Source organism: Neobacillus sp. 19, from assembly GCF_049463095.1.
GTDB lineage: Bacteria > Bacillota > Bacilli > Bacillales > Cytobacillaceae > Neobacillus.
Genome location: NZ_JBMPZU010000010.1, coordinates 12,870 through 37,061, shown reverse-complemented (window position 1 = coordinate 37,061; position 24,192 = coordinate 12,870). Strand labels below are relative to the sequence as shown.

The 24,192-nt window shown below is 41.9% G+C and carries 21 protein-coding genes, 4 tRNA genes and 1 pseudogene; 1 reads left to right on the top strand and 25 read right to left on the bottom strand.

Features of this window, described 5'->3' with window-relative positions; translation table 11 throughout:
• Positions 1–88: 88 nt before the first annotated feature.
• The 18 genes and pseudogenes from ACO1D1_RS01710 to ACO1D1_RS01625 all read right to left on the bottom strand — a co-directional run bounded on the left by ACO1D1_RS01710 (position 89) and on the right by ACO1D1_RS01625 (position 15,065).
• Positions 89–1,531, bottom strand: coding sequence for a LysM peptidoglycan-binding domain-containing M23 family metallopeptidase (locus tag ACO1D1_RS01710; protein ID WP_423334680.1), 1,443 nt, complete (start codon positions 1,529–1,531; stop codon positions 89–91).
• A 407-nt stretch (positions 1,532–1,938) separates the two neighbouring features.
• Positions 1,939–2,011: transfer RNA gene (locus ACO1D1_RS01705), tRNA-Phe, on the bottom strand.
• A gap of 7 nt (positions 2,012–2,018) precedes the next feature.
• Positions 2,019–2,095, bottom strand: a tRNA-Asp gene (locus ACO1D1_RS01700).
• A gap of 65 nt (positions 2,096–2,160) precedes the next feature.
• Positions 2,161–2,232, bottom strand: a tRNA-Glu gene (locus tag ACO1D1_RS01695).
• Between the two features lie 14 nt (positions 2,233–2,246).
• Positions 2,247–2,322: transfer RNA gene (locus ACO1D1_RS01690), tRNA-Lys, on the bottom strand.
• 176 nt (positions 2,323–2,498) lie between these two features.
• Positions 2,499–3,791 (bottom strand): adenylosuccinate synthase, encoded by a 1,293-nt coding sequence (locus tag ACO1D1_RS01685; RefSeq protein ID WP_149872515.1) that lies wholly within the window; start codon positions 3,789–3,791, stop codon positions 2,499–2,501.
• A gap of 201 nt (positions 3,792–3,992) precedes the next feature.
• Positions 3,993–5,348 (bottom strand): replicative DNA helicase, encoded by a 1,356-nt coding sequence (gene dnaB / locus ACO1D1_RS01680; protein ID WP_149872516.1) that lies wholly within the window; start codon positions 5,346–5,348, stop codon positions 3,993–3,995.
• Between the two features lie 156 nt (positions 5,349–5,504).
• A complete protein-coding gene (rplI, locus tag ACO1D1_RS01675) occupies positions 5,505–5,954 on the bottom strand; it encodes a 50S ribosomal protein L9 (protein ID WP_149872517.1) in 450 nt (149 codons plus the stop codon).
• Entirely contained in the window at positions 5,951–7,924 is a 1,974-nt protein-coding gene (locus tag ACO1D1_RS01670) for a DHH family phosphoesterase (RefSeq protein ID WP_149872518.1), read from the bottom strand. Before ACO1D1_RS01670 ends, rplI begins: the two co-directional genes overlap by 4 nt.
• Positions 7,925–7,949: 25 nt before the next feature.
• A complete protein-coding gene (locus ACO1D1_RS01665; protein ID WP_423334746.1) occupies positions 7,950–8,147 on the bottom strand; it encodes a DUF2232 domain-containing protein in 198 nt (65 codons plus the stop codon).
• Between the two features lie 112 nt (positions 8,148–8,259).
• Positions 8,260–8,895, bottom strand: a pseudogene (locus tag ACO1D1_RS01660) (DUF2232 domain-containing protein); the annotation flags it as partial.
• A 203-nt stretch (positions 8,896–9,098) separates the two neighbouring features.
• Entirely contained in the window at positions 9,099–9,338 is a 240-nt protein-coding gene (rpsR, locus tag ACO1D1_RS01655) for a 30S ribosomal protein S18 (RefSeq protein ID WP_007088219.1), read from the bottom strand.
• A 49-nt stretch (positions 9,339–9,387) separates the two neighbouring features.
• Positions 9,388–9,915, bottom strand: coding sequence for a single-stranded DNA-binding protein (gene ssb, locus ACO1D1_RS01650; RefSeq protein WP_149872520.1), 528 nt, complete (start codon positions 9,913–9,915; stop codon positions 9,388–9,390).
• 70 nt (positions 9,916–9,985) lie between these two features.
• A complete protein-coding gene (gene rpsF / locus ACO1D1_RS01645; protein ID WP_149872521.1) occupies positions 9,986–10,273 on the bottom strand; it encodes a 30S ribosomal protein S6 in 288 nt (95 codons plus the stop codon).
• 210 nt (positions 10,274–10,483) lie between these two features.
• The gene (gene ychF / locus ACO1D1_RS01640) at positions 10,484–11,584 is read right to left on the bottom strand and encodes a redox-regulated ATPase YchF (RefSeq protein ID WP_149872522.1); all 1,101 of its coding nucleotides are present in this window, start codon (positions 11,582–11,584) and stop codon (positions 10,484–10,486) included.
• A gap of 318 nt (positions 11,585–11,902) precedes the next feature.
• Positions 11,903–13,900, bottom strand: a complete 1,998-nt coding sequence (locus ACO1D1_RS01635; RefSeq protein WP_423334679.1) for a molybdopterin-dependent oxidoreductase — start codon at positions 13,898–13,900, stop codon at positions 11,903–11,905.
• 78 nt (positions 13,901–13,978) lie between these two features.
• Complete coding sequence (locus ACO1D1_RS01630; protein WP_149872524.1) at positions 13,979–14,176, bottom strand: DUF951 domain-containing protein; 198 nt, start codon at positions 14,174–14,176, stop codon at positions 13,979–13,981.
• Between the two features lie 16 nt (positions 14,177–14,192).
• Positions 14,193–15,065, bottom strand: coding sequence for a mechanosensitive ion channel family protein (locus tag ACO1D1_RS01625; RefSeq protein ID WP_149872525.1), 873 nt, complete (start codon positions 15,063–15,065; stop codon positions 14,193–14,195).
• A 168-nt stretch (positions 15,066–15,233) separates the two neighbouring features.
• On the opposite strand from ACO1D1_RS01625, the gene yyaC reads away from it, so the two are divergent.
• Positions 15,234–15,848, top strand: coding sequence for a spore protease YyaC (gene yyaC / locus ACO1D1_RS01620; protein WP_149872526.1), 615 nt, complete (start codon positions 15,234–15,236; stop codon positions 15,846–15,848).
• Positions 15,849–15,890: 42 nt separating this feature from the next.
• On the opposite strand, the gene ACO1D1_RS01615 is transcribed toward yyaC, so the two are convergent.
• The 7 genes from ACO1D1_RS01615 to mnmE form a co-directional block, all read right to left on the bottom strand.
• Positions 15,891–16,607, bottom strand: coding sequence for a DUF554 domain-containing protein (locus ACO1D1_RS01615; RefSeq protein WP_149872527.1), 717 nt, complete (start codon positions 16,605–16,607; stop codon positions 15,891–15,893).
• A 112-nt stretch (positions 16,608–16,719) separates the two neighbouring features.
• Positions 16,720–17,568, bottom strand: coding sequence for a ParB/RepB/Spo0J family partition protein (locus tag ACO1D1_RS01610; protein WP_149872528.1), 849 nt, complete (start codon positions 17,566–17,568; stop codon positions 16,720–16,722).
• Entirely contained in the window at positions 17,561–18,322 is a 762-nt protein-coding gene (locus ACO1D1_RS01605; protein ID WP_149872529.1) for a ParA family protein, read from the bottom strand. Before ACO1D1_RS01605 ends, ACO1D1_RS01610 begins: the two co-directional genes overlap by 8 nt.
• Before the next feature lie 250 nt (positions 18,323–18,572).
• On the bottom strand, positions 18,573–19,436 hold the full coding sequence (noc, locus tag ACO1D1_RS01600) for a nucleoid occlusion protein (protein ID WP_149872530.1): 864 nt from the start codon (positions 19,434–19,436) through the stop codon (positions 18,573–18,575).
• A gap of 149 nt (positions 19,437–19,585) precedes the next feature.
• Positions 19,586–20,302, bottom strand: coding sequence for a 16S rRNA (guanine(527)-N(7))-methyltransferase RsmG (gene rsmG, locus ACO1D1_RS01595; RefSeq protein ID WP_149872531.1), 717 nt, complete (start codon positions 20,300–20,302; stop codon positions 19,586–19,588).
• A 22-nt stretch (positions 20,303–20,324) separates the two neighbouring features.
• Complete coding sequence (mnmG, locus tag ACO1D1_RS01590; RefSeq protein ID WP_149872532.1) at positions 20,325–22,214, bottom strand: tRNA uridine-5-carboxymethylaminomethyl(34) synthesis enzyme MnmG; 1,890 nt, start codon at positions 22,212–22,214, stop codon at positions 20,325–20,327.
• Between the two features lie 341 nt (positions 22,215–22,555).
• Positions 22,556–23,941: a tRNA uridine-5-carboxymethylaminomethyl(34) synthesis GTPase MnmE gene (gene mnmE, locus ACO1D1_RS01585; protein WP_149872533.1), complete on the bottom strand. Its 1,386-nt coding sequence runs from the start codon at positions 23,939–23,941 to the stop codon at positions 22,556–22,558.
• Between the last annotated feature and the right edge of the window lie 251 nt (positions 23,942–24,192).

Below are 24,192 nucleotides of genomic sequence, written 5' to 3'. Positions count from 1 at the left end.
GCATTTGCCAAGATTGGCAACCCAATATTTGGCGCGGCCTCCAAAAAAATGAAAAGCCCCTAGTATTTCACTAGAGACTTTCAAACGATTATTTCAGATACGAAAGGGGGTTCACTAAGCCGCCATCTTTATACACTTCAAAATGAAGGTGAATCCCTGTTGAGTCACCGGTTGATCCCATTACGCCAATGGCGGTTCCTTTTGAAACTGTTTGTCCTGCATGAACATTGAGTGATGCCATATGTCCATAAAGTGTGCGGAAACCATTTTGATGATCAATAATAATTCTATTGCCATAGCCGCCACTCCAGCCGGCAGAAACTACCACACCATTATCAGCCGCTTTGATGGTCCTGTCGCTCGGTCTGGCAATATCAATCCCTTTATGCATTTTGCCCCAGCGGTAACCCATTTGACTGGATATATAGCCGCCGACTGCCGGCCAGGCGAAGCTGCCTTCACCGCGGGATGGAATAGCCTTTGTTCCTTTTACCACAATATGATTAACAGGCTGCTGGATAATCTGCTCGCTTGACTGGTCCTTCTTAACCGTTACCCCATTCTGTTCTGTGATGGCATATGTTACAGAACGCGAACCGTTTTGTCCTTGTTGCTTTTCTTTCGTCTCACCCTTTGGCATCGATGAGTCTTCAACGACTTCATTGGCAAATGGAATGACTTCCTGTTGATTGACTTCTTTATCAACGATTACCTCGACAAACGGTTGAAGCGCTGTTACGTTTATATCCTGACCAATTTGCAAAAGGGTGTCCTCTGTTAAATCAGGATTTAAGGCTAAAAGATCAGCTTTCGCTAATCCATGATCCTGAGCAATGGTTTCAAGCACGTCGCCAGCTTGAATCGCATATTTCTTTTCTTCCAAAGTCCCTTTTTGTAAAAAGGTAACGGCATCATCAGCAGACATCATTTGATCCGGAGCAATGTTTTCGTCTTCGATTGAAACATTTTTTGATAGACGAACGTCTACTATACGAGTTTCATTTTCTTGTAATGCCGGTAAGGATGCATCGGATTTGGCCTTTCTTGCCTCAAGTTCCGTTAATTGCTCCTCAGTTACATATTGCAGTTTCAGCTTTTTCACGACGTCTTCAGCTGTCTCCTTATTACCAAGGTAAACAACCGGCTTCCCGTCAATCACGAGAGCGGAGGCTTCAGCTTGAAGCTGGAATGTGTCCTTTATCGTTTGCACTGTATCTTGATTGGTTGTTGCTGCTCGGAAGACCTGTTCAGGTATGTATTGAACCTGTGAACCTATATTAAAATTTGCATCCTTGAAGGATTTCTTTGCTGTATCAACTTTCTCAGCTATAACTTTATTCACTACTTCTTTATCGGTAACATTACCTATGTAGGTGCTATTAAGATATACATGATAAACAGTGGTCAATTTTGATGATGTAGCAAATGCAACCGGGCCATTGCTAAAAGCGATAACAGATGCAGCCATGGCAGTGACTACAGTTGTTTTTAATAATAAGAATCTTTTGGAGCTTTTATTCGAGAATAACATTTTTTCCTCCTAAACCACGGTAAAACCCTTATAAACTTGGATTTATGCTATGTAAAGAATTTTCCAGAATTTTAGACCTCTTTTACTTTAACATAGTTTTATTTAAAAAGATTAATAGTCTTTATAATGTAACAAAAATGTATAATTGCTGACATTTTCCTACATTTCTTTGAAATATGCTAGTCGTTTTATCATATTTTGAAGCTATATTTTTCTTAAATAGTAGGGGTGAATCCCTATTAAAACAGAGATTGATGTAGTTCTAGAGTAGTAGATTTTAATTTTGGAAACTAGGACAAACTATGGAGGAGTTTTGTAAAAAAGAGGAACTATTATTACGGGTTCATTACAGTAGCTACGGCATAGATAAAAAAAAGAAGCATGCATAGGCAAGCTTCCTTTTTTTATGGCTCAGGACGGAATCGAACCGCCGACACAAGGATTTTCAGTCCTTTGCTCTACCGACTGAGCTACTGAGCCATCTAGATGGCGGTCTGGACGGGACTCGAACCCGCGACCTCCTGCGTGACAGGCAGGCATTCTAACCAACTGAACTACCAGACCAGATTTAATTGATTGCCAGCAAGGAGACCGTCCTTGCCAGTCGCTTACTGACAATCAAAAGCCAATGACCCCTACGGGATTCGAACCCGTGTTACCGCCGTGAAAGGGCGGTGTCTTAACCGCTTGACCAAGGGGCCATAGTAAATGTAAATGGTGAGCCATGAAGGACTCGAACCTTCGACCCTCTGATTAAAAGTCAGATGCTCTACCAACTGAGCTAATGGCTCAAACTAAATTCCGTACCTAATCTTTGTGTTGCCTTAGGTCAGATGCTTTTGAAATAATTTGTCGTATTGTGACGACGCTTCTTATAATATCATGGGTGATTGTAATAACGCAATACTTTTTATAAACTTTTTAAAAAAAATTTGAAGCCCCCTGAAAGAGGGCTTCGTTCTTTGGTTTAGATCATTCTCCACGGGCTGCGGACAACATTTGTTTGATTTCGATCCGGGCCGACTGAGAAGGTGGATAACGGAATACCTGTAAGCTGTGTTACACGTTCCACGTAGTGGCGGGCATTTACAGGCAGTTCATCTAATGTTTTAACCCCTGTAATATCCTCTGTCCAGCCAGGAAGCTCCTCGTAAATAGGCTCACATTGTGCTAAAACCTTTAAGTTAGCAGGATATTCGGTAATGACTTCATCTTTGAAGCGATAAGCCGTGCAAATCTTTAATGTTTCAATCCCTGTTAACACATCGATTGAATTAAGAGAAAGGTCCGTTAATCCGCTGACACGGCGGGCATGACGAACGACAACACTGTCAAACCAGCCAACACGGCGCGGACGGCCTGTTGTTGTTCCATACTCACGACCTACTTCACGAATTTGGTTTCCGATTTCATCATTTAATTCAGTTGGGAATGGACCATCACCGACACGAGAAGTGTACGCTTTACATACACCGACTGCATGCGTGATTTTTGATGGGCCGACACCAGAACCGATTGTCACGCCTCCTGCAACTGGGTTCGAAGAAGTAACAAATGGGTAGGTACCTTGGTCGATATCAAGCATGACGCCCTGAGCACCCTCAAATAAAACACGCTTGCCCTCATCCAATGCATCATTTAATACAACAGATGTATCGCACACATATTTCTCAATTTGTTGGCCATATTCAAAGTATTCGTCGAGAATGTCTTCTTTTTTAAAGCCTTCAGTCTCATAAATACGCTCGAATAAGCGATTTTTTTCTTCAAGGTTCTGTATAAGTTTCTCTTCAAAAATTTCACGGTCAAGTAAATCAGCAATACGAATACCAACACGGGCTGCCTTATCCATATAAGCAGGGCCGATTCCCTTTTTCGTTGTTCCGATTTTATTAGCGCCTTTTCGTGTCTCTTCCACTTCATCTAATTTTAAATGGTACGGAAGGATGACGTGGGCACGGTTGCTAATCCGAAGATTCTCGGTTGTAATTCCTTTTTCATGTAAATAAGCTAATTCTTGTACAAGTGCCTTTGGATCAACAACCATTCCATTACCGATGACACTGATTTTTTCTTTATTAAATATCCCTGAAGGAATTAAATGTAATTTATAGGTTTCCCCGTTAAATTTAATGGTGTGGCCTGCATTGTTACCACCTTGGTAACGAGCGATGACCTCAGCATTTTCTGAAAGAAAATCGGTAATTTTCCCTTTTCCTTCGTCTCCCCATTGCGTACCAACAACCACTACTGATGACATGAAAGGCACCTCCGAAATTTTTACATCTATTATTAATTATTTAATTAATTATCTCACCACAATAGTTTATCAAGTTAATCCTAAAAAATCAAACAAAACACGAACATTTTATATAAAAATATCATATACGTTCGTAAAAATATGAAACTATGAATATAAAAATGGAGCCAGCTTAATGAGGGCTGACTCCACCATGACACATTACGCTCCAGGCGGAGAATCATAACGTGTCTCTATATTAACAAATTTATTATATTCCTTCACAAAGGCTAACGAAACCGTACCGGTTGGACCATTCCGTTGTTTAGCAATAATAATTTCAATGATATTCTTACTTTCAGATTCCTTATCATAATAATCATCACGATAAAGGAAGGCAACAATATCGGCGTCCTGCTCGATCGAACCTGATTCACGAATATCCGACATCATGGGACGCTTATCCTGGCGCTGCTCGACACCACGGGACAGCTGTGAAAGGGCAATAACCGGCACCTGCAACTCACGAGCCAATTGCTTAAGAGACCGGGAAATTTCCGATACTTCCTGCTGACGGTTTTCGCCGGAGCGGCCGCTGCCTAAAATAAGCTGTAAATAATCAATTAAAATCATCCCTAAACCATGCTCCTGCTTTAGGCGGCGGCATTTTGAGCGAATATCACCGACACGCACCCCAGGGGTATCATCAATATAGATCCCTGTGTTTGATAAGGCGCCCATTGCCATCGTCAGCTTACCCCAGTCTTCCTCTGTTAAGGACCCGGTACGAAGCCTTTGCGCATCGATATTTCCTTCGGCACACAAGAGACGCATGACAAGCTGCTCTGCCCCCATCTCGAGACTAAAGATGGCGATGTTTTCACCTGTCTTTTTCGCCACATTTTGCGCAATATTTAAGGCAAAGGCAGTTTTACCAACGGAAGGACGGGCACCCACAATGATTAAGTCATTGCGCTGGAAGCCTGCTGTCATCCGGTCAAGTTCGACAAACCCTGTCTCAAGACCTGTAATCTCGCCCACACGTTTATGCATTTCCTCAATATTGTCATATGTCCGAACGAGTACATCTTTAATATCGTGGAAGGCGCCGGCATTCTTTCTTTGCGCCACTTCTAAAATGCTTTTTTCTGCTTCACTTAACAGGGCTTCCACTTCGTCTTCACGCGAATAACCATCAGAGGCAATAGTGGTTGCCGTGCGGATTAATCTTCTAAGTAACGACTTTTCTTCTACGATTCTAGCATAATACTCAATATTAGCTGCCGTCGGAACAGATCCGGCCAGATCACTTAAATAACTGACACCGCCAATATCCTCAATCAGTTTAGCTGCCGCGAGTTCCTCTGTTACCGTAACGAGGTCAACCGCTTTACCCTGATCACTTAGATGGAGCATTACATGAAAGATTTTTTGGTGGGAGGCACGATAAAAATCTTCAGGAATTAAAATTTCCGAAGCCATTGTGAGAGCAGAGGGCTCAAGAAAGATTGCCCCTAGTACCGCCTGTTCTGCCTCTATATTTTGCGGCGGCATACGATCTGCATATACATCATTCATCCTATCAAAAACCTCCTGCCTTCGAAGGATTTAATTAAAAACGCAATAAAGAGTAAAGAAAAAAGTGACCAGTCAAAACCGATCACATCACATCCGATTGCTTACTTGTTCTATTCTATCATGTTTATTCTCAACTTCGTACTGGCAAATTTTCACCTATTTGATTTCTGTCACAGAAACCGTTAATGTCGCTGTCACTTCATGGTGAAGCTTGACAGGTACTTTTGTATGGCCAAGCGTGCGAATGGCATCCGCTAATTCCATTTTCCGTTTATCGATTTTAATGCCATGCTTCTTTTGCAATTCTTCAGCAACTTGTTTTGTTGTAATCGAACCAAAAAGGCGTCCGCCCTCACCGGCCTTGGCTTTTAATTCAACCGTAATCGTATCCAGTGTTTCCTTCAGTTTTTTCGCTTCAGCAAGCTCTTCAGCAGCCATTTTTTCCTGCTTCTTTTTTTGAGCATCTAATGAGCTAATGCTGGCATTATTGGCTTCAACCGCTAAACCCTGCTTAATTAAAAAGTTATGTGCATAGCCATCTGCCACATTTTTTACTTCCCCTTTTTTCCCTTTACCCTTAACATCCTTTAGAAAAATGACCTTCATTCCTTTTTCACTCCTTCTAAATATTCATCAATCGCCAGCTTTAATTGTATCTCTGTTTCTTCAATCGACAGGCCGGACAGCTGTGTTGCTGCATTTGTTAAATGGCCGCCGCCTTTTAAGCTTTCCATAATGACTTGTACATTGACGTTCCCAAGCGATCTTGCACTAATCCCAATCACGCCTTCGCTGCGTTTAGCAATCACAAAAGAGGCGAGTACCCCATCCATTGTCAACAGAGTATCGGCTGCTTGAGCAATAATCACTTGATCATGGAGCTCCTGTTCCGTTCCTTTTGCAATCGCAATTCCATCATGATAAAAAGAGACTGATTCAATGAGCTTGGACCTCTTTATATATGTATCAACATCTTCTTTTAAAAACTTCTGAACGAGAACCGTATCAGCACCATGAGCACGGAGGTAGGAGGCGGCATCAAATGTCCGTGAGCCCGTCCTTAGTGTAAAGCTTTTCGTATCTACAATGATTCCGGCTAAGAGGGCTGTTGCCTCAATCATCTCAATCTTACCGCGTTTCGGCTGATATTCCAAAAATTCCGTTACCAATTCCGCGGTAGACGAGGCATACGGTTCCATATACACAAGCAATGGATTGTCTATAAAATCTTCGCCGCGGCGATGGTGGTCAATCACGACCACATGATCAATTTTGTTTAATAACCGTTCTTCAATGACCATGGATGGCTTATGAGTATCAACAACAACAAGCAGTGTTTTTTCCGTCGCAATTTCTAATGCTTGTTCAGGACCGATAAAACGGGAAAATAATTGTTCCTGTTGACGAAGTTCACCCATCAGCCGTTTCACAGCATTATCTATTTCCTGCATATTGACGACGATATAGGCTTCCTTTTGGTTCATTTGGGCAACTTTATAAATGCCAATACTTGAACCAATTGCATCCATATCAGGGTTTTTATGTCCCATGATGATGACCTTATCACTGGCGATGATTAAATCCCGTAATGCATGGGAGATCACGCGGGCTCGGACCCGTGTCCGTTTTTCAACCGGATTTGTTTTGCCGCCAAAGAATTTCACTTTCCCATTCGGCAGTTTAATCGCCACTTGGTCGCCGCCTCTGCCTAAAGCTAAATCCAGACTTGATTGGGCTAAGACCCCTAATTCCGGCAATGAGGTCACACCTGTGCCAACCCCAATACTCAAGGTAAAAGAAACATTCTGCTTCGAAGTCATTTCCCGGATCTCATCCAGAATTGCAAACTTCTCTTTTTCAAGAATATGGAGAATTCGTTCGCTAAAAACAGCAATAAATCGTTCCGATGAAACTCTTTTTAAGAAGATGCCATTGTCTGTTGCCCACTTATTCAGAATAGAAGTGACCAAATTATTGATACTGCCGCGCATCTGATCATCCATCCCCTGGGTCAGATCATCATAATTGTCCAAAAGGATGGTCGCAATGACCGTTCTGTCATCCTGATACCTTTTCTCAATTTCCTTTTGCTCGGTTACATCGAAAAAGTACAATAGACGCTCTTCTCGTTTATGAATCACGCGAAATTTCCGCTGATGAAGGGTAATAATTTCTGTCTCTACTTCCTGTTTAATCAACGGTATCAGCGTATCTGCAATATCATACAGCGACTTGCCAACCAATGTATCCTCATCAAAATAGGATGACAGGAAAGGATTGGTCCATTCAATAAAATATTCTTCATTGATGAGCATGATCCCAATTGGCATCTCCATCAGTGCTTCTTCGCCGACTTTTTTCACCCGGTACGAAAGCGTTGAGATATATTCTTCCAATTCCGTCCGTTCCCGATGATCGATGACAAACATAAAGTAGAGGGGGATAATCATTAATAGCAGTCCGGCAACACTTAAGATCCAATTATATAATAACAGGACAATGAGCAGGATTACGGTTACGCCAATTAGCCCATAAAAAGGGTAACGAATTGACCGCTTTTCAAAAAATGCAGGCAAAGTTCTCAGCTCCTTGACGCGAGTCTTACTCTTTTTTTTCAAACTGCTTTCTAAAATCAAAGCCTAAATCTGTAATACCCAATAACATTATTATATAACGGGCAATTGGAATCGTGAAAGAAAGAATTACAACAAGTACTCCCAATCCCTTCGCAACTGACCTTTGGTGGAAAATAAAAAACACGAAGGCAAGCCCTTGAAAAATCAGGAAAAATTCTAATATGTAGCGCGCATTGACTAAAACAGAAAATAAATACGTTCCTTCCCTCCGGACGAAGCAGCAGCATCGCCCCTAAAGCAATTAAATAGTACCACAACAGGCTTTTTGGCAGTGAAAGATTGCGGAAGCTTCCCCACGGCTCTACACGTACCCCAAATCTTTTTACAATGGGAAAACACACCCATTGAATAATAAAAGAAATGATAACAGCTCCCAAAATTAAAATGCTCGGAGCATAGATTTCAATTACTTTAATGAGATTGGCGTTTTGCTCTTGCAGTCCTTTAATCTGATCCTCTCTCCCCATCGCTTTCAACATCTCTTGCGTGTCGTGCAGCGATTGATTTAAGGCAGTGTGGATCTCCTGAATGATATCAATTTTCATAAAAGCAACGATCACCGCATAATTGATGACCATGCCAGCCATAAGAATCAGTGAACTGGCAATTAAAATTGCCGTCCTGCTCTTATTCTTCTGCAGCATATAGCCAATGAACACACCTGGAATCCCGTATAAAAGCATTAACCCCAGACCCGCAATTGATCCGGCTATAAACGAGATGGCAACCGCAGCGAGAAAGAAGGCGGCAACATTTTTCATGGTATTTTTTGCTGAGAAAATGATAAACGGCACAGGCAGGACTATATTTAGAATAGAGCCAATCAGCGGTACATAAATCGTTATTAATAAAAGAACAGTAAATGCAGCGAGAAGGATGGCTCCCTCTGTTAGTTTGCGTACATTTTTCACTTCAACACCCCTAAATATCTTAAGCCTATCATCCTATTTTAGCAGATATGGACTTTGATTCAAATAAGAAAAGCGGAGGAGCCCTGGTCAGCGGCGTATGGCCTAGAGCGCTGGAGCTGGACATTTCTCAATGTCGAAATTTATGAATTCTTATATAACAAAAAAGGCAGCGAGGACTGCGCCTCTACTGCCTTTTTGCTTTATTATTCACCTGCAACAAATGGTAGTAATGCCATTTGACGTGCACGTTTGATTGCAACTGTTAGTTTACGTTGATATTTAGCGCTTGTACCAGTTACACGACGTGGTAAAATCTTTCCACGCTCAGAGATGAATTTTTTTAGTAAATCCACATCTTTATAATCGATGCGAGTGATACCATTTGCTGTGAAATAGCACACTTTCCGGCGTTTTGCGCGACCGCCTTTACGTCCTCCTGCCATGAAAATTCCCTCCTTTATTATTTTATTTTATAACGTTCGTAGGATTTGTTTAGAATGGAAGATCGTCATCAGAGATGTCAATTTGTCCATTTCCGGCAAACGGATCTTCATCCATTCGCGTAAACCCTTTATTTTGGTTTTGATTCTGATTTTGATTTTGTCGTTGATTCTGATTGCTGCTGCCATATGGATTCCCTTGTGGTTCCATAGGAGGAGCACCGTAATAATCGTTGCCTCTCCCGCCGCCGCCTGACGCACTTTTAGGTTCAAGGAATTGAACACTATCAGCTACGACTTCTGTAACATACACACGTTTACCGTCTTGTCCTTCATAGTTGCGGGTTTGAATACGGCCATCAACACCTGCTAGACTGCCTTTCTTTAAAAAGTTCGCCACATTCTCAGCTGGTTTACGCCAAACAACACAGTTAATAAAGTCTGCTTCACGTTCACCTGACTGACTAGAAAACGGACGGTTAACTGCTAAACTAAAAGTAGCTACAGCGACCCCATTTGGTGTATAACGCAAATCAGGATCTTTTGTTAAACGGCCAACAAGCACGACACGATTCATCATCAGAATCAACTCCTTTTTTCAGAATATGTTTCACGTGAAACATTTTTTACCAAAAATATTTATGTTAATCTTATGCTTCTTCTTTAATTACGATATGGCGAATGATGTCTTCGCTGATCTTTGCAAGACGAGAAAATTCTTGTACTGCATCAGCTGAAGATGTTGTTTTAGCGATTTGGTAGTATCCGTCGCGGAAATCGTTGATTTCGTATGCTAAACGGCGCTTACCCCAATCCTTTGTTTCAGCAGTTTCCGCACCATTATCAAGAAGAATTGTGTTGAAACGCTCAACAAGAGCCTTCTTCGCTTCATCTTCAATATTTGGGCGGATGATGTACATGATTTCGTACTTATTCATCACAGTCACCTCCTTTTGGTCTAAACGGCCCGAATGGGCAAGGAGCAATTATTCATTACTCACAAGTTGAAAGTATAGCACAAGTATAATAAAAATGCAATGTTGTTCACAGGAATGTGATTTTTAAGCAAACTTTTCTGTTGATTTCCGCTCTAATCAATATAGCTATAAAATCAAAAAGGACCGACAAAATATGCCAGTCCTTGTTAATTACACGTTAAAGCGGAAGTGGATGACGTCGCCGTCTTTTACTTCGTATTCTTTTCCTTCTAAACGAACTTTTCCTGCTTCTTTCGCTGCCGTATGGCTGCCGGCTGCCAGCAGGTCATCATAGGAGACTGTTTCCGCCCGAATAAAACCGCGTTCGAAATCAGAGTGAATGACTCCCGCACATTGTGGAGCTTTCATTCCTTTTCTAAATGTCCATGCGCGAACTTCCTGTACACCAGCTGTGAAGTAGGTGGCTAAGCCAAGCAGATGATACGCTGCACGGATTAATTGATCAAGACCGGATTCCTCAATGCCAAGTTCTTCTAAGAACATTTGCTTTTCTTCGCCTTCAAGCTCAGCAATTTCCTCTTCAATTTTTGCACAAATAACGATTACCTCGGCATTATCAGCCTTAGCAAATTCTCGCACCTTTTGCACATATTCATTCTCAGATGGATCGGCTACATCGTCTTCACTAACATTCGCTACGTATAAGACTGGCTTGATTGTTAATAGATGCAAACCTTTAACTAATTTCATTTGCTCGTCGGTAAAATCAACGGTTCGAGCAGGCTTTTCTGCTTCAAAGGCATCACGCAGCATCGCAAGAACTTCAAATTCAGCGGCAGCATCCTTATCCTTTTGCTTAGCCAATTTTTCAACGCGGCTAATCCGCTTTTCCACGGATTCCATATCAGCAAGGATTAACTCAAGGTTGATTGTTTCAATATCATCAATTGGATCGACTTTCCCGGATACGTGGGTAATGTTTTCATCAGCAAAGCAGCGAACTACTTGGCAAATTGCATCCACTTGGCGGATATGCGAAAGGAACTTGTTTCCGAGTCCTTCACCTTTACTGGCCCCTTTGACAATCCCGGCGATATCAGTAAATTCAAACGCCGTTGGCACGGTCTTTTTCGGCTGCACCAATTCAGTTAATTTTTGTAATCTGTGATCAGGAACCTCGACAATGCCAACATTCGGGTCAATTGTACAGAAGGGATAGTTTGCTGATTCCGCTCCTGCCTGCGTTATTGCATTAAAAAGAGTAGACTTACCAACGTTCGGCAACCCTACGATACCAGCTGTTAAAGCCATTCACATTCACTCCTCAAAAGAAATTCTTCTATTTTAAACAAAGGCTCTGTTAAAGTTTATTGTTTGTAGCACTGTTGATTGGAGCGGAAGGCGCGAGACTCCTGCGGGAGCAGCGGGACAGGTGAGACCCCACAGGCGCTTTAGCGCCGAGGAGGCTCACCGCCCGCCCCGCGAACCGCTCGCGCCTGGAGCGGAAATCAACAGCCACGTTATCAGAGCCTAAACAAAAATAATTAGTCCCATAATCATGAAAAGACAAGTCTTTCACAATTATAGGCATTTATCTGCAAAAAGACAACTGCCGCAAAATAGCGGCAGTTAGTTTACTTTTTCAATATTTACAAGACAATCATATAATGTACTCCCAAGGCCATTATCGGATTCTCTGCTTGAAGTCAGCTGATTTACAGACCCGCCAAATTCACGCCAAATTCCCTCATCGATATTGATCGTGTTCGGATGGGCTTTTGCTAAAATAGAAACCACCCCTTTTATCTCGCCGCGGTCATTCCAAACCTTGACGAAATCACCATTTTTCAGTGCAAAATGTTCTGCTATATTTGGTGCAATCTCTACCTTCACTTTCGGTTTTGGTGTCAAAAGGTGATAGTTCTGCGAATGGTTCGAGCGCATAGGGTGAATCGTTAGGAGATGATAAGGATATTTTTCAGCAAGCTCAGGGTCTTCCCATTTTGATTCATCCGGAACCGCTAATGTTAACAGGCCATTCTGACCTTTTTCCCGCGCTGTAAACTGATACTTACCGCTTGGAGTTTGGAAGGTATGATCCCTCCATGGAATTTTTTCAACTGGAAGTTCCAATGTGTGCTCTGCCCTTAATTTTTCAAGGGTAATCCCTCTGTCTCTTAAAGGTGTAAGTGTCATTTCCAGAAACGCTTCTCTTGAAAAAGCAAAATCAGCACCAAATCCGAGCCGCTCCGCTAATTGTGTCCAGATCCATAAATCAGGCTGTGCCTCACCAGGGGCCGAGACAAGCTTTGGGCCATAGTTGACATAATGATGGTACATAGATGAATAGTAAAGGTCCTCTTCTTCAAAAGCTGTTGTTGTCGGTAAAACATAATCAGCCATCAGCGCAGTATCCGTCATGAATTGTTCAACCACAACAAGAGTGGAAACAGAGGAGAAGGCCTGTCTAACCACTTCGCTGTCAGGCACCTGTGTTAAGGGATTGCCGCAGGTCACAACGATCATCTTTATTTCCGGATCCGTTGCTTTCCGCACTTCTTCCGCCTGTTTCATGATCGAAAACTGCCTATGATGCTGCCTGCGTTCAGCGAGGGTTAACTCGTCAAATGCAAAGCTTTGTCCCACCTGGACATTGGCATAATTAGCACCGCCGCCGGCAATCCCAATATTCCCGCTGACGGCCACAAGGGCATCAATCAGGCGAATCGTATTTCCGCCATTTGTATAACGCTGCATCCCTAACCCCATAAAGGTAGCTGTCGGTTTATCTGCATAAACATATGCTAAACTTGACATAACCTCACAAGGGACTTCTGTCATTTCACTAATTTCCTCTAGGGTGATCGTATCGAGAAGCTGTTCCAAATCCTGAAACCCATAGGTGGATTGCTCAATAAACTCACGGTTCTCGAGACCTAATCTTAGTATTTCCTTGATAATGCCGGCAGCTAATAATCCATCCATCCCCGGCTTGATCGATATATATTCATCGGCTAGTTTTGCCGTAGCGTTGTAAAGTGGATCAATAACATAAATCTTTGCGCCTTTTTTCTTTACTTCAAGCAGTTTTTCGAAAAAATGCATGTTGGTCCTGGCAACATTTCTTCCCCAGATAATAATGTTTTTACTGTTGAAAATGTCATTAGGTTCATGACTCCAAGCATTGCCGAAATCCCACTTTTGCGCTTCAATTCCTGCGCCCCAACAAAGCGATCCATAAAGCTCTGTTACCCCGCCATAGCAATTAAAAAAGCGCTGATCAAGATTTTTTAAGATTCCATTATTCGCATAATCATGGCTGTGCAAAACAGCAGTTGATCCGTATGTTTTTTTAATTTTTTTTAATTCTGCAGCAATCTCATCAAGAGCCTGTTCCCAGGAGATTTGCTGAAATGTTCCGTTTACCTTTTTTAACGGATGCAATACGCGCTCCCCGGAGTTTGTCCTTGTTTCGAGCATTCGTCCGCGTCCGCAAATTTTTCCCTGTGTGATGGGATGGGAGGGGTCACCTTCAACCTTTACAACCCGATCCTGATCAATTGTTACATGAAAACCACAGCTATCCCAGCAATTTAACGGACAAGCTGACTTTCGTATTTCTGCCAAATGCTCCACCCCCAAAACGCTCTATTTCTACTTTTGTTATAAGAATAATATAGTTAGATAAGAAAAAAAAGCATGAAATTAATCTTCATGCTTCACCAATATTTTCTTCATTTTCCTTGAAAACTCTTTGCGTGGAATGAGGACACTATGGCCGCACCCCTCACATTTAATCCGAATATCCATCCCCAGACGAATGATTTTCCAGCGATTCGTCCCACAGGGATGCTGTTTCTTCATCTCAACCACATCATTTAGGGCAAATTCCTTTTCCTCCATCACTTATCCCCCATTTCTACTTCGATTGACCGGATCCGTTTTGGTACATAAAAAAATTAAGATTTGGTGCTTTAATCCCATTTTCGTCTAAAATAAGTTTTATATCCTTCCGAATTCCCCGAGTTACACCAGACTGCTTCATTGGTAATGTTTCCGCGATGATGCGCAAAACAATCTCATTCGGACCCATTGTTTGAATTCCTAATAATTCCGGTGCCTTCGTTAACTCTTCATATTGGCTTGGCATATTTACCAATGCACCGGCAATCACTTTTTCAGCCCTTTCGATATCTTCTCCATAGGAGATGGCAATATCAATGATAGCAAGGCTATTATTGATTGAAAAATTGGTCACTTGAGAAATGCTGCCGTTCGGTAAAATATGAACTTCGCCTGTCCAGCTTTTAATTTTCGTTGTTCTTAATCCAATAGTTTCGACATTGCCTTCAAATTCTCCTATTCGAACATGATCGCCAACTGAAAACTGGTCTTCAAAAATGATAAAGAAACCGGAAATAACGTCCTTTACCAAGCTCTGTGCTCCAAAACCTACTGCTAACCCGACAACTCCCGCTCCGGCAATAAGTGCCTTGACATCAATTCCTAAAACTGAAAGAACCATCATTATCGCGATAAAATAGACCACATAAGTAAGAACACTATCGAGCAGCCTAGAAAGCGTGTCTTCACGGCGTTCTGATGTATTAAGCGGTGACAAGTTTCTAATCTTAAAAACATTGTGAATGGCCACTTTGCCAATACGGATAATGATATTGGCAATAACTAAAATGGCAATAATTTTTAGCGCGCTCTCACCAAGATTCAGCCATGTATCTTCATCTTGAAATTTATTAATATCTTCTTGTATTGTCTTTGCCGTTAGACTCATTTTTACACCTTCCTTAAACCCAATTACATTCAATCTATTTTAGCAATTTTCCTATGCAGATAATAGCATTATGAATTTTGTTTTTCTACACTTCATGTATAGATTTCCTGAATTTTCCGTATAATAGTAAAACTATTTACCGTACATAACATTCAGGGAGTGGAATTAATGAATCTCAAACCAAGCTTTTTTGACAGGAGGGCCAAGACACACATTGTTCATGATGATTTTCATGCTGCCCGACATCTCGCCGAGGCGTTACTCCTGAATATTCCCAGTGTCACAAGCCGCCCCATTGTATTTATTTGCATTGGAACAGACCGTTCCACAGGAGATTCATTAGGTCCACTTGTCGGGAGCCTGCTAGAAGAGAAAAACATTGAATCGTTTTACGTATACGGAACATTGGATGATCCCATTCATGCTGTGAATCTTGTGGAAAAGCTGAAGGAAATCCGGGCCAAACATGCTGATCCATATATTATTGGCATTGATGCCTGTTTAGGGAAAATAAAAAATGTCGGGGTGATTCAGGTGGGGAATGGACCTGTTAAACCAGGCGCAGGAGTAAATAAGGATCTCCCGGCTGTAGGTGACATGCACATCACTGGCATCGTCAATGTCAGCGGATTTATGGAATTTTTCGTCTTACAAAACACACGCTTAAACCTTGTCATGAAAATGGCCAAAACGATTGCAGGCGGAATATACCAAGCAAGCGTCTCGTACCAAAAACAAAGCTGGGCAGATTTAAATTGGGTAGAAGAAGAAAAGACAAACTAAAAGGAGCAATCATTTTCCAACGTTGCTCCCTTTTAATTCCATTTATTGTAAAAAATAATGATAAAAGTAGATAATCGTTACAATTATCCCTGTAACAACAATGGCAGGGAGCAGGTTTGCGACCTTAATTTTGACCATTCCGGTGAGATTCAAGCCAATGGCAAAAATCATAACGCCTCCGGTCGCCGTCATTTCAACAATAAACTGATCCATCAACGCTTGTGGAACAAAGCGGTCAATCTGTGTCGCAAACAAGGCAATTGACCCCTGATAGAGAACAACAGGGATGGCGGAAAAAATGACGCCTATTCCTAAAGTGGTCGTTAATATTAAGGCCGTAAAGCCGTCTATCAGTGATTTCATATAAAGGACATCATGATCTCCACGAATACCGCTGTCAAGGGCGCCAAGAATCGCCATCGCTCCAATGACGAAAATCAATGTAGCCGTGACAAAGCCTTCTGAGATACTTCCTTTTCCATTTGAGCCCACCTTACGCTCCAGCCATCCGCCAAGGTCATTTAATTTATCTTCCAGCCTAAGCAGCTCACCGATGACCGCCCCGGCAACAAGACTAATAATGACAATCAGGAAATTTTCACTCTTCAACCCCATCTGGAGGCCCAACACCATAACAGACAAGCCAATTGCATACATAACCGTCACTTTCATTCCCTCAGGGATGCGGTTGAGTAATTTCCCTATCAGGGTACCAATAATAATTAACAGTCCATTTACAAGTGTTCCTAATAAAAACATCGCAATTCCACCTATTTTTCGCCTCTCGAAATAGTATTAACTATTAAACTATCATGTTTTATTTCGATTGGAAAGGAGTTTTTTCAAAAAAATAAACCATCGATTTGATGGCTTATACATGTTCTTCTTGATCAAGTATTTCAAGGATTCGTTCAAGGTCATCCTGTGAGAAAAATTCAATTTCAATTTTCCCCTTGTTTTTGCTTTGCTTTATATGAACCTTTGTACCGAACCGTTCACGGAGGGAATGTTCCCGCTCCTGAATAAATACATCCTTTTTCTTTTCCGGCTTTTTTGTTTCACGTGAAACATTTTCATTCAATTGCTGGATTAATTTTTCTAATTGACGGACGTTTAACCCTTCTTGAATCACCTTTTCTACTAAAGCTGGAAGGTTTGCTTTTTGTCTAAGTCCCAATAAAGCTCGGCCGTGCCCCATCGATATTTTCCCGGTTGAAATCAATTCTTGGATGATAGGAGGGAGGGAAAGCAGACGGATATGGTTGGCGACATGCGGCCGGCTTTTTCCTAAACGGTTCGCGACCTCTTCCTGTGTCAGCTTTAATTTCTCCATTAACGTTTGATAAGCCAGTCCCTCTTCAATCGGGTTTAAATCTTCTCTTTGAAGATTTTCGAGTACAGCGAGTTCCATCATTTGCTGTTCCGACAGCTCACGGACCACCGCAGGAACGGTCGTAAGTTTTGCTTCCTTGGCCGCACGGAAACGGCGTTCACCGACAACTATTTCATAACCTTTGATACTTTTACGAACAACGATCGGCTGCAGGATGCCATGCTCAAGGATGGAATCTTTTAATTCATCTATTGTTTCTTGTTGAAAGGTTTTACGTGGCTGATATGGGTTTGGGCGCAGTTCTTTCAGCTTAATTTCTTGAACTGTTTCTTCTTTACTGACATCACTAAAAAATGCATTCAGGCCTTTGCCTAAGCCTTTAGCCATTTGAGACCACTTCCTTTGCTAAATCTAAATACACTTCAGCACCGCGGGATCTTGAATCATAGGTAATGATTGGTTCCCCATGGCTTGGAGCCTCACTTAGACGCACATTTCTTGGAATAATGGTTTTATATACTTTATCTTGGAAATACTTTTTCACTTCTTCAATGACTTGAATGCCCAGATTTGTTCTTGCATCAAGCATCGTTAATAAAACGCCTTCAATTTTTAAATCCTGATTTAAATGCTTTTGTACGAGTCTGACTGTATTTAATAATTGACTTAACCCTTCCAGCGCATAGTACTCACATTGGACAGGGATTAACACCGCATCAGATGCTGTTAAGGCATTCAGGGTCAAAAGCCCTAACGACGGCGGACAATCAATAATAATATAATCAAATTGATCTCTCACTTCTTCAAGAGCACGTTTTAAGCGGACCTCTCTTGAAATAGTGGGAACCAGCTCAATTTCGGCTCCTGCCAGCTGGATGGTGGCTGGAATGGCGTACAAATTTTCAACAGATGTCGGTTTAATTACATCCTTTGCTTCGACATCGTCTACTAACACATCATAGATACACTGTTCAACTTCCGCCTTTTCAATTCCAATCCCGCTCGTTGCATTTCCCTGCGGGTCGATATCTACTAATAAGACCCGTTTTCCTATGTACGCTAAGCAGGCTCCTAGGTTGACAGAGGTTGTCGTTTTGCCGACTCCACCTTTTTGGTTTGCGATTGAAAGGATTTTCCCCACGATGTCACCTACCCTTTATTTCTCAAAAATTATCAATTTGCGATTCTATCAAATGTTCAGAATAGCATGATTAATTATCCCCTATCAGGGGAGGAAAGTAAAATTCCATTCCCTTATTTTATCATGAAATGGCTGGGAAGTTAGTTTTTTTCAAAAAATATTCCAGCATCCCAGTCGGCTTAATTTTTCCAATTAACTATTTCAGAGGGAAGTTAGACAAAAAAAATAACCAAACACATGGAGTGTCGGGTTACTTTTTCTTTGGAATTCGAATGGTAAATTGGTAAAATTCGTCAAATTCTTCTTCCTCAGCATTCAAATTAATGCCGCTGTCAGTTACCATTGATAACGATTGACGAATCGTATTGACCGCAATTCGCATATCTTTACTAAAAGCCTTTCGTTTTGGCTTTGGTTTTTCCCTCGTTTGATCCAGAAGCTTAACCACACGTTCCTCTGTCTGCTTTACATTCCAATTCCTCTCAATAACTTCCGCCAAAAGAGCTACCTGTTTCTCCGGATTCTTCAGCGGAATAAGTGCTCGTGCATGGCGTTCGGTAATGACTTTATTGAGTAACGCTTCTTGAACAGGCTGTGGTAATTTAAGCAGACGCAGCTTGTTGGCAACGGTCGACTGTCCTTTCCCAAGGCGCTGCGCTAAAGCCTCTTGTGTCAAATTGTGCAGCTCAAGCAGCTTCCCATAGGCAATGGCTTCTTCAATCGGTGACAATTCTTCACGTTGTAAATTTTCAATGAGGGCAACCGATGCTGTTTCTGTATCAGATAAATTTTTAATGATTGCAGGCGCTTCTGCCCAACCCAGTTTTTTCATCGCACGCCAGCGGCGCTCCCCGGCAATAATTTCATATTTATCGACAGCAAACTCTCTTACGACAATCGGCTGGATAATTCCATGTATATGAATCGTGCGTGATAATTCTTCAATTTTCTCTTCATCGAATACCGTCCGAGGCTGGAAACGGTTCGGTATAATTTGGTTAATCGGTATCTTCTTTATTTCTTCGTTTCGTTCGATATCCAGATCCTTTTCAAGCTCAACCTCTTGTTCACCTTTATCGCCGAGGCCAAAAAAGCGTGTAAATGAACTCTTCATCCCCAACACCACCTTTACGAAACTCCCTATTACTTATTCTCTATCCAAATAAATTCTTCCTGCCTAGGATACCATTTTTCCGTAAAAAATGTTATATAGATTTATCACACATAAACATAATTTATATTAATTATGCCCCGGGAATTACCTTATTCAATTGGCATTTTCCCCGGTGTTCCCGGCTTTCGCGGGTACTTCTTTGGTGTTTGCTTTTCCTTCTTAATGAGTAAAATATTCCGTTCGCTGTCTTCCATTGGCAATGTAAAAGTGTACACCTTTTCGACCTTGCCGCCAAGTGTGGTGATGGCCTTTTGACCTATTTCCAATTCATCCTTGGCATGTAACGCCTTCATCGCAATAAAGTGTCCGCCTACTTTTGCCAGCGGTAAACAAAATTCACTTAATACAGACATTCTTGCCACTGCTCTTGCTGTAACCACATCAAAGCTTTCCCGGTAAGCCGGATTGACCCCAAAGGTTTCGGCACGATCATGGACAAATTGGACATTTTCCAAATGCAAAACGGAGGCAAGATGCTGTAAAAATGAAATCCGTTTATTTAATGAATCAACAATTGTCACCTGAATCTGAGGATAAACAATTTTTAACGGAATACTCGGGAATCCTGCACCTGCGCCAACATCGCAAAGATGAAATGGCTTTGTAAAATCAAAATAGAAGGAGGCCGTAATGGAATCATAAAAATGCTTTAAATACACATCTTCCTTTTCCGTAATGGCTGTTAAATTCATTTTTTCATTCCACTCAACCAATGTCGAAAAATACGTTTCAAATTGATTAAGCTGTGTACTGCTTAAAGTTATTCCCTTTTCCTGAAGACTGGATTGAAATTGTTCAATATTCATTATTTTCCTCACTTATGTCCTTCTAATTAGTTGATATCCTAGCCACTCGTCCATGTTCCAGATAGACCAGCAGGATGGAGATATCAGCCGGATTCACACCAGAAATTCTTGATGCCTGTGCCAGCGATAATGGTTTGATTTTCTTTAACTTTTGTTTTGCTTCTGTCGCTAATCCCGAAATGGCATCGTAATCGATATTTTCAGGTATTTTCTTATCTTCCATCTTTTTGAGCTTCTCGACTTGCTGCAAGGACTTTTCAATATAGCCCTCATATTTAATTTGAATTTCCACTTGTTCTTTTATTTCATCATCTAAAGGGACTTCAGGACTTGTCAGAGTCTCCAGCAATTCGTATGACATTTCCGGCCTTTTTAGCAGGTCGGAGGCACGGATACCGTCTTTTAGCTCACTGCCGCCAATACTGCGAATTAATTCCTGTACCTTAGCGGAAGGTTTAAGGATGATCGACTGCAATCTTTGTTTTTCAGCTTCAATCGCTTCCTCTTTCACTACAAATGCTTCATAACGATCATCACGGATTAAGCCAATTTCATGTCCGATCTTTGTTAAGCGTAAGTCAGCATTGTCATGACGCAGCAAGAGGCGGTATTCCGCTCTGGATGTTAAAAGCCGGTATGGTTCAGGTGTTCCTTTTGTAATTAAATCATCAATTAACACGCCAATATAGGCATCTGAGCGGCTTAACACGATTGGTTCGCGGCCAAGTGCATGTAAACCTGCATTAATCCCAGCCATCAATCCCTGCCCGGCAGCTTCTTCATAACCGGATGTTCCATTAATTTGACCCGCTGTATATAGGTTTTTGATTACTTTTGTTTCCAATGTCGGCCAAAGTTGTGTTGGCACGATCGCATCATACTCAATCGCATAACCCGCCCGCATCATTTGGGCATTTTCCAGTCCGGGTACCGTTTTAATGATTTGCTGCTGTACATCTTCTGGAAGGCTCGTTGACAGTCCCTGTACATAGACTTCCTTCGTATTTCTTCCTTCCGGTTCAAGGAAAATTTGATGGCGCGGCTTATCGTTAAAGCGGACCACCTTATCCTCAATTGATGGACAATATCTCGGTCCAGTTCCTTTAATCATGCCGGAGAACATCGGCGACCGATGGAGGTTGGCGTCAATTAACTGATGGGTACTGTCATTTGTATAGGTCAGCCAGCATGGCAGCTGGTCGGTAATATATTTCGTTGTTTCGTAGGAAAAGGCCCTTGGAACTTCATCACCAGGCTGGATTTCCGTTTTGCTGTAATCAATGGTATTGCTATTGACTCTTGGCGGTGTTCCTGTCTTGAAACGCACCAATTCAAAGCCAAGCTCTTCTAAGTGTTCTGACAGCTTAATTGACGGCTGTTGATTATTCGGGCCGCTGGAATATTTTAATTCACCGAGGATGATCTCCCCGCGTAAGAATGTCCCTGTCGTGATTATCACCGTTTTGGAGCGATAGACTGCCCCTGTTTTCGTGATAACCCCTTGAACAGTCCCCTCTTCGACAATCAATTCCTCAACCATGCCTTGGATTAGGGTTAAATTTGCTTCTTCTTCCAATGTTTTTTTCATTTCGTGCTGATAGGCAAATTTATCGGCCTGTGCCCGTAATGCCCGCACTGCCGGACCCTTACCGGTGTTCAGCATTCTCATTTGAATATAGGTTTTATCAATATTTTTAGCCATTTCCCCGCCGAGTGCGTCAATTTCACGCACAACAATCCCCTTTGCGGGGCCGCCGACGGATGGGTTACAAGGCATAAAGGCAATCATATCTAAGTTGATCGTGATCATTAATGTTTTCGCGCCAAGTCTTGCTGCGGCAAGTCCCGCTTCACAGCCGGCATGTCCGGCACCAACGACAATGACGTCATAACTTCCTGCTTCGTATTGCATTTGTTTCCTCCTTTTCCGTATCATGACGGAAACGCTGAATCTTCAACTTTGCTTTAATAGTTTCGGCTCCTAGAGACCTATTGGATACCTTTTAACCAATTTTTTAATCCAAACGGTCTCTAATAAGTCCAATTGGAACCCTTTTTCACAATTTTTGAACCGAAACGGGCTCTTATAAGCTCTATAAGCGACCCTCTTCTCAACTTCTTGAACTAAACCGGCTCCTATAAACTCTATAAGCGCCTTTTCTCAATTTTCCAACCGAAACGGGCTCCTCTAAACTTCATTCCTCTATTTTATCCCCTCTAATACCGGGAAAAACATAAGAAGAGTCATCTTTTCTATTTCCCTAAACAAAATTGCGAGAATAGCTGATCAATAAGGCTTTCATGGACACTGTCGCCGATAATTTCTCCGAGCAGTTCCCAAGTTCTCGTTAAATCAATTTGGACAATATCAATCGGGGTGCCGATTTCCACCCCTTCAATCGCTTCCTCAATCGCCTGCAGGCTCATATTGAGCAACGCAATATGGCGGCTGTTTGACACATAGGTCATATCTCCGGCATCAATCGATCCGGCAAAGAACAATGAGGCAATAGCCTCCTCCAGTTCATCAACACCAAGGTCTTCGAGCAATGAAGTAGTAACCAGTTTATGGCCTTTCGCTAATTCCTTTACACGTTCCATATTGATTTGCTGCGGCAAATCCGTTTTATTAACAATAACAATGACATCCATCCCGTTTACCGCTTCAAAAAGATGCTCATCCTCGATTGTCAGCAAATCAGAATAATTCAACACAAGTAAAATTAAATCCGCCTCTTTTAATACTTGCCGAGAACGTTCAACGCCAATCCGTTCGACAATATCCTCTGTCTCCCTGATTCCAGCTGTATCTAACAGTCTGAGCGGCACTCCGCGGACATTGACATATTCCTCAATCACATCACGTGTCGTCCCGGGAATATCGGTAACAATTGCCTTATTTTCATGAACGAGACTGTTTAATAATGATGATTTACCGACATTTGGCCGTCCAATAATGACTGTTGATAGACCCTCACGTAAAATCTTACCCTGCTCCGATGTTTGCAGCAGCTTTTGAATTTCCTCCCGAACAAAATGAGCTTTTTCCAGCAGCATCTTATGAGTCATTTCCTCGACATCATCATACTCTGGGTAATCGATATTTACTTCGACATGGGCGAGCACTTCTAAAATCTCCTGGCGCAGCTTTTTGACAAGCTTTGATAAGCGCCCTTCCATTTGTCCAAGTGCCACGTTCATCGCCCTGTCGGTTTTTGCCCGAATTAAATCCATGACCGCTTCTGCCTGCGATAAATCAATCCGTCCATTTAAAAAGGCCCGTTTCGTAAATTCGCCGGGTTCCGCCAATCTTGCCCCGTATTTCAACACATGCTGCAGCACGCGATTCACAGACACAATCCCGCCGTGGCAGTTGATCTCGACAACATCTTCTTTTGTAAACGTCTTTGGTGCTTTCATAACCGAGACCATTACCTCTTCTACCACTTCATTGTTTTTCGGGTCGAGAAGATGGCCATAATGAATCGTATGGCTCGCCACTTCTGTCAGTTTTTTTCCTCCAATACCCTTAAACAGCTTGTCTGCGATTGGAACGGCATCATCACCGCTCAATCGAACAATCGCAATAGCTCCCTCCCCCATCGGAGTTGAGATGGCCGCAATTGTATCAAATTCCATTTCCTTCACCTCACAAGTAACAACTAACACTTACTATATAAAAAGTTATTTTTTCTCCAAAATAGTAGAATACCACATGAATTTCTGTTAAAAAAGCATCTTAACCTTATCCACAGTCCAAAATGTCTATTTATTATTTTAACTTATCCACATGTGAATAACAATAAAGTGTGAAATCTTCAAGCAAAAGTTATCAACAATGTTGATTTCCGCCCCGTTCTCCAGCCTAAGTCTCGTGTTCCGCTCCAATC

Bases quoted from the DNA above. Each gene is read 5' to 3' on its own strand.
- ACO1D1_RS01710 (WP_423334680.1), bottom strand. From the start codon at position 1,531: ATGTTATTCTCGAATAAAAGCTCCAAAAGATTCTTATTATTAAAAACA.
- ACO1D1_RS01685 (WP_149872515.1), bottom strand. From the start codon at position 3,791: ATGTCATCAGTAGTGGTTGTTGGTACGCAATGGGGAGACGAAGGAAAA.
- dnaB (WP_149872516.1), bottom strand. From the start codon at position 5,348: ATGAATGATGTATATGCAGATCGTATGCCGCCGCAAAATATAGAGGCA.
- rplI (WP_149872517.1), bottom strand. From the start codon at position 5,954: ATGAAGGTCATTTTTCTAAAGGATGTTAAGGGTAAAGGGAAAAAAGGG.
- rpsR (WP_007088219.1), bottom strand. From the start codon at position 9,338: ATGGCAGGAGGACGTAAAGGCGGTCGCGCAAAACGCCGGAAAGTGTGC.
- ssb (WP_149872520.1), bottom strand. From the start codon at position 9,915: ATGATGAATCGTGTCGTGCTTGTTGGCCGTTTAACAAAAGATCCTGAT.
- rpsF (WP_149872521.1), bottom strand. From the start codon at position 10,273: ATGAATAAGTACGAAATCATGTACATCATCCGCCCAAATATTGAAGAT.
- ychF (WP_149872522.1), bottom strand. From the start codon at position 11,584: ATGGCTTTAACAGCTGGTATCGTAGGGTTGCCGAACGTTGGTAAGTCT.
- ACO1D1_RS01630 (WP_149872524.1), bottom strand. From the start codon at position 14,176: ATGGAGGAAAAGGAATTTGCCCTAAATGATGTGGTTGAGATGAAGAAA.
- ACO1D1_RS01625 (WP_149872525.1), bottom strand. From the start codon at position 15,065: ATGAGTCTAACGGCAAAGACAATACAAGAAGATATTAATAAATTTCAA.
- yyaC (WP_149872526.1), top strand. From the start codon at position 15,234: ATGAATCTCAAACCAAGCTTTTTTGACAGGAGGGCCAAGACACACATT.
- ACO1D1_RS01615 (WP_149872527.1), bottom strand. From the start codon at position 16,607: ATGTTTTTATTAGGAACACTTGTAAATGGACTGTTAATTATTATTGGT.
- ACO1D1_RS01610 (WP_149872528.1), bottom strand. From the start codon at position 17,568: ATGGCTAAAGGCTTAGGCAAAGGCCTGAATGCATTTTTTAGTGATGTC.
- noc (WP_149872530.1), bottom strand. From the start codon at position 19,436: ATGAAGAGTTCATTTACACGCTTTTTTGGCCTCGGCGATAAAGGTGAA.
- rsmG (WP_149872531.1), bottom strand. From the start codon at position 20,302: ATGAATATTGAACAATTTCAATCCAGTCTTCAGGAAAAGGGAATAACT.
- mnmG (WP_149872532.1), bottom strand. From the start codon at position 22,214: ATGCAATACGAAGCAGGAAGTTATGACGTCATTGTCGTTGGTGCCGGA.
- mnmE (WP_149872533.1), bottom strand. From the start codon at position 23,941: ATGGAATTTGATACAATTGCGGCCATCTCAACTCCGATGGGGGAGGGA.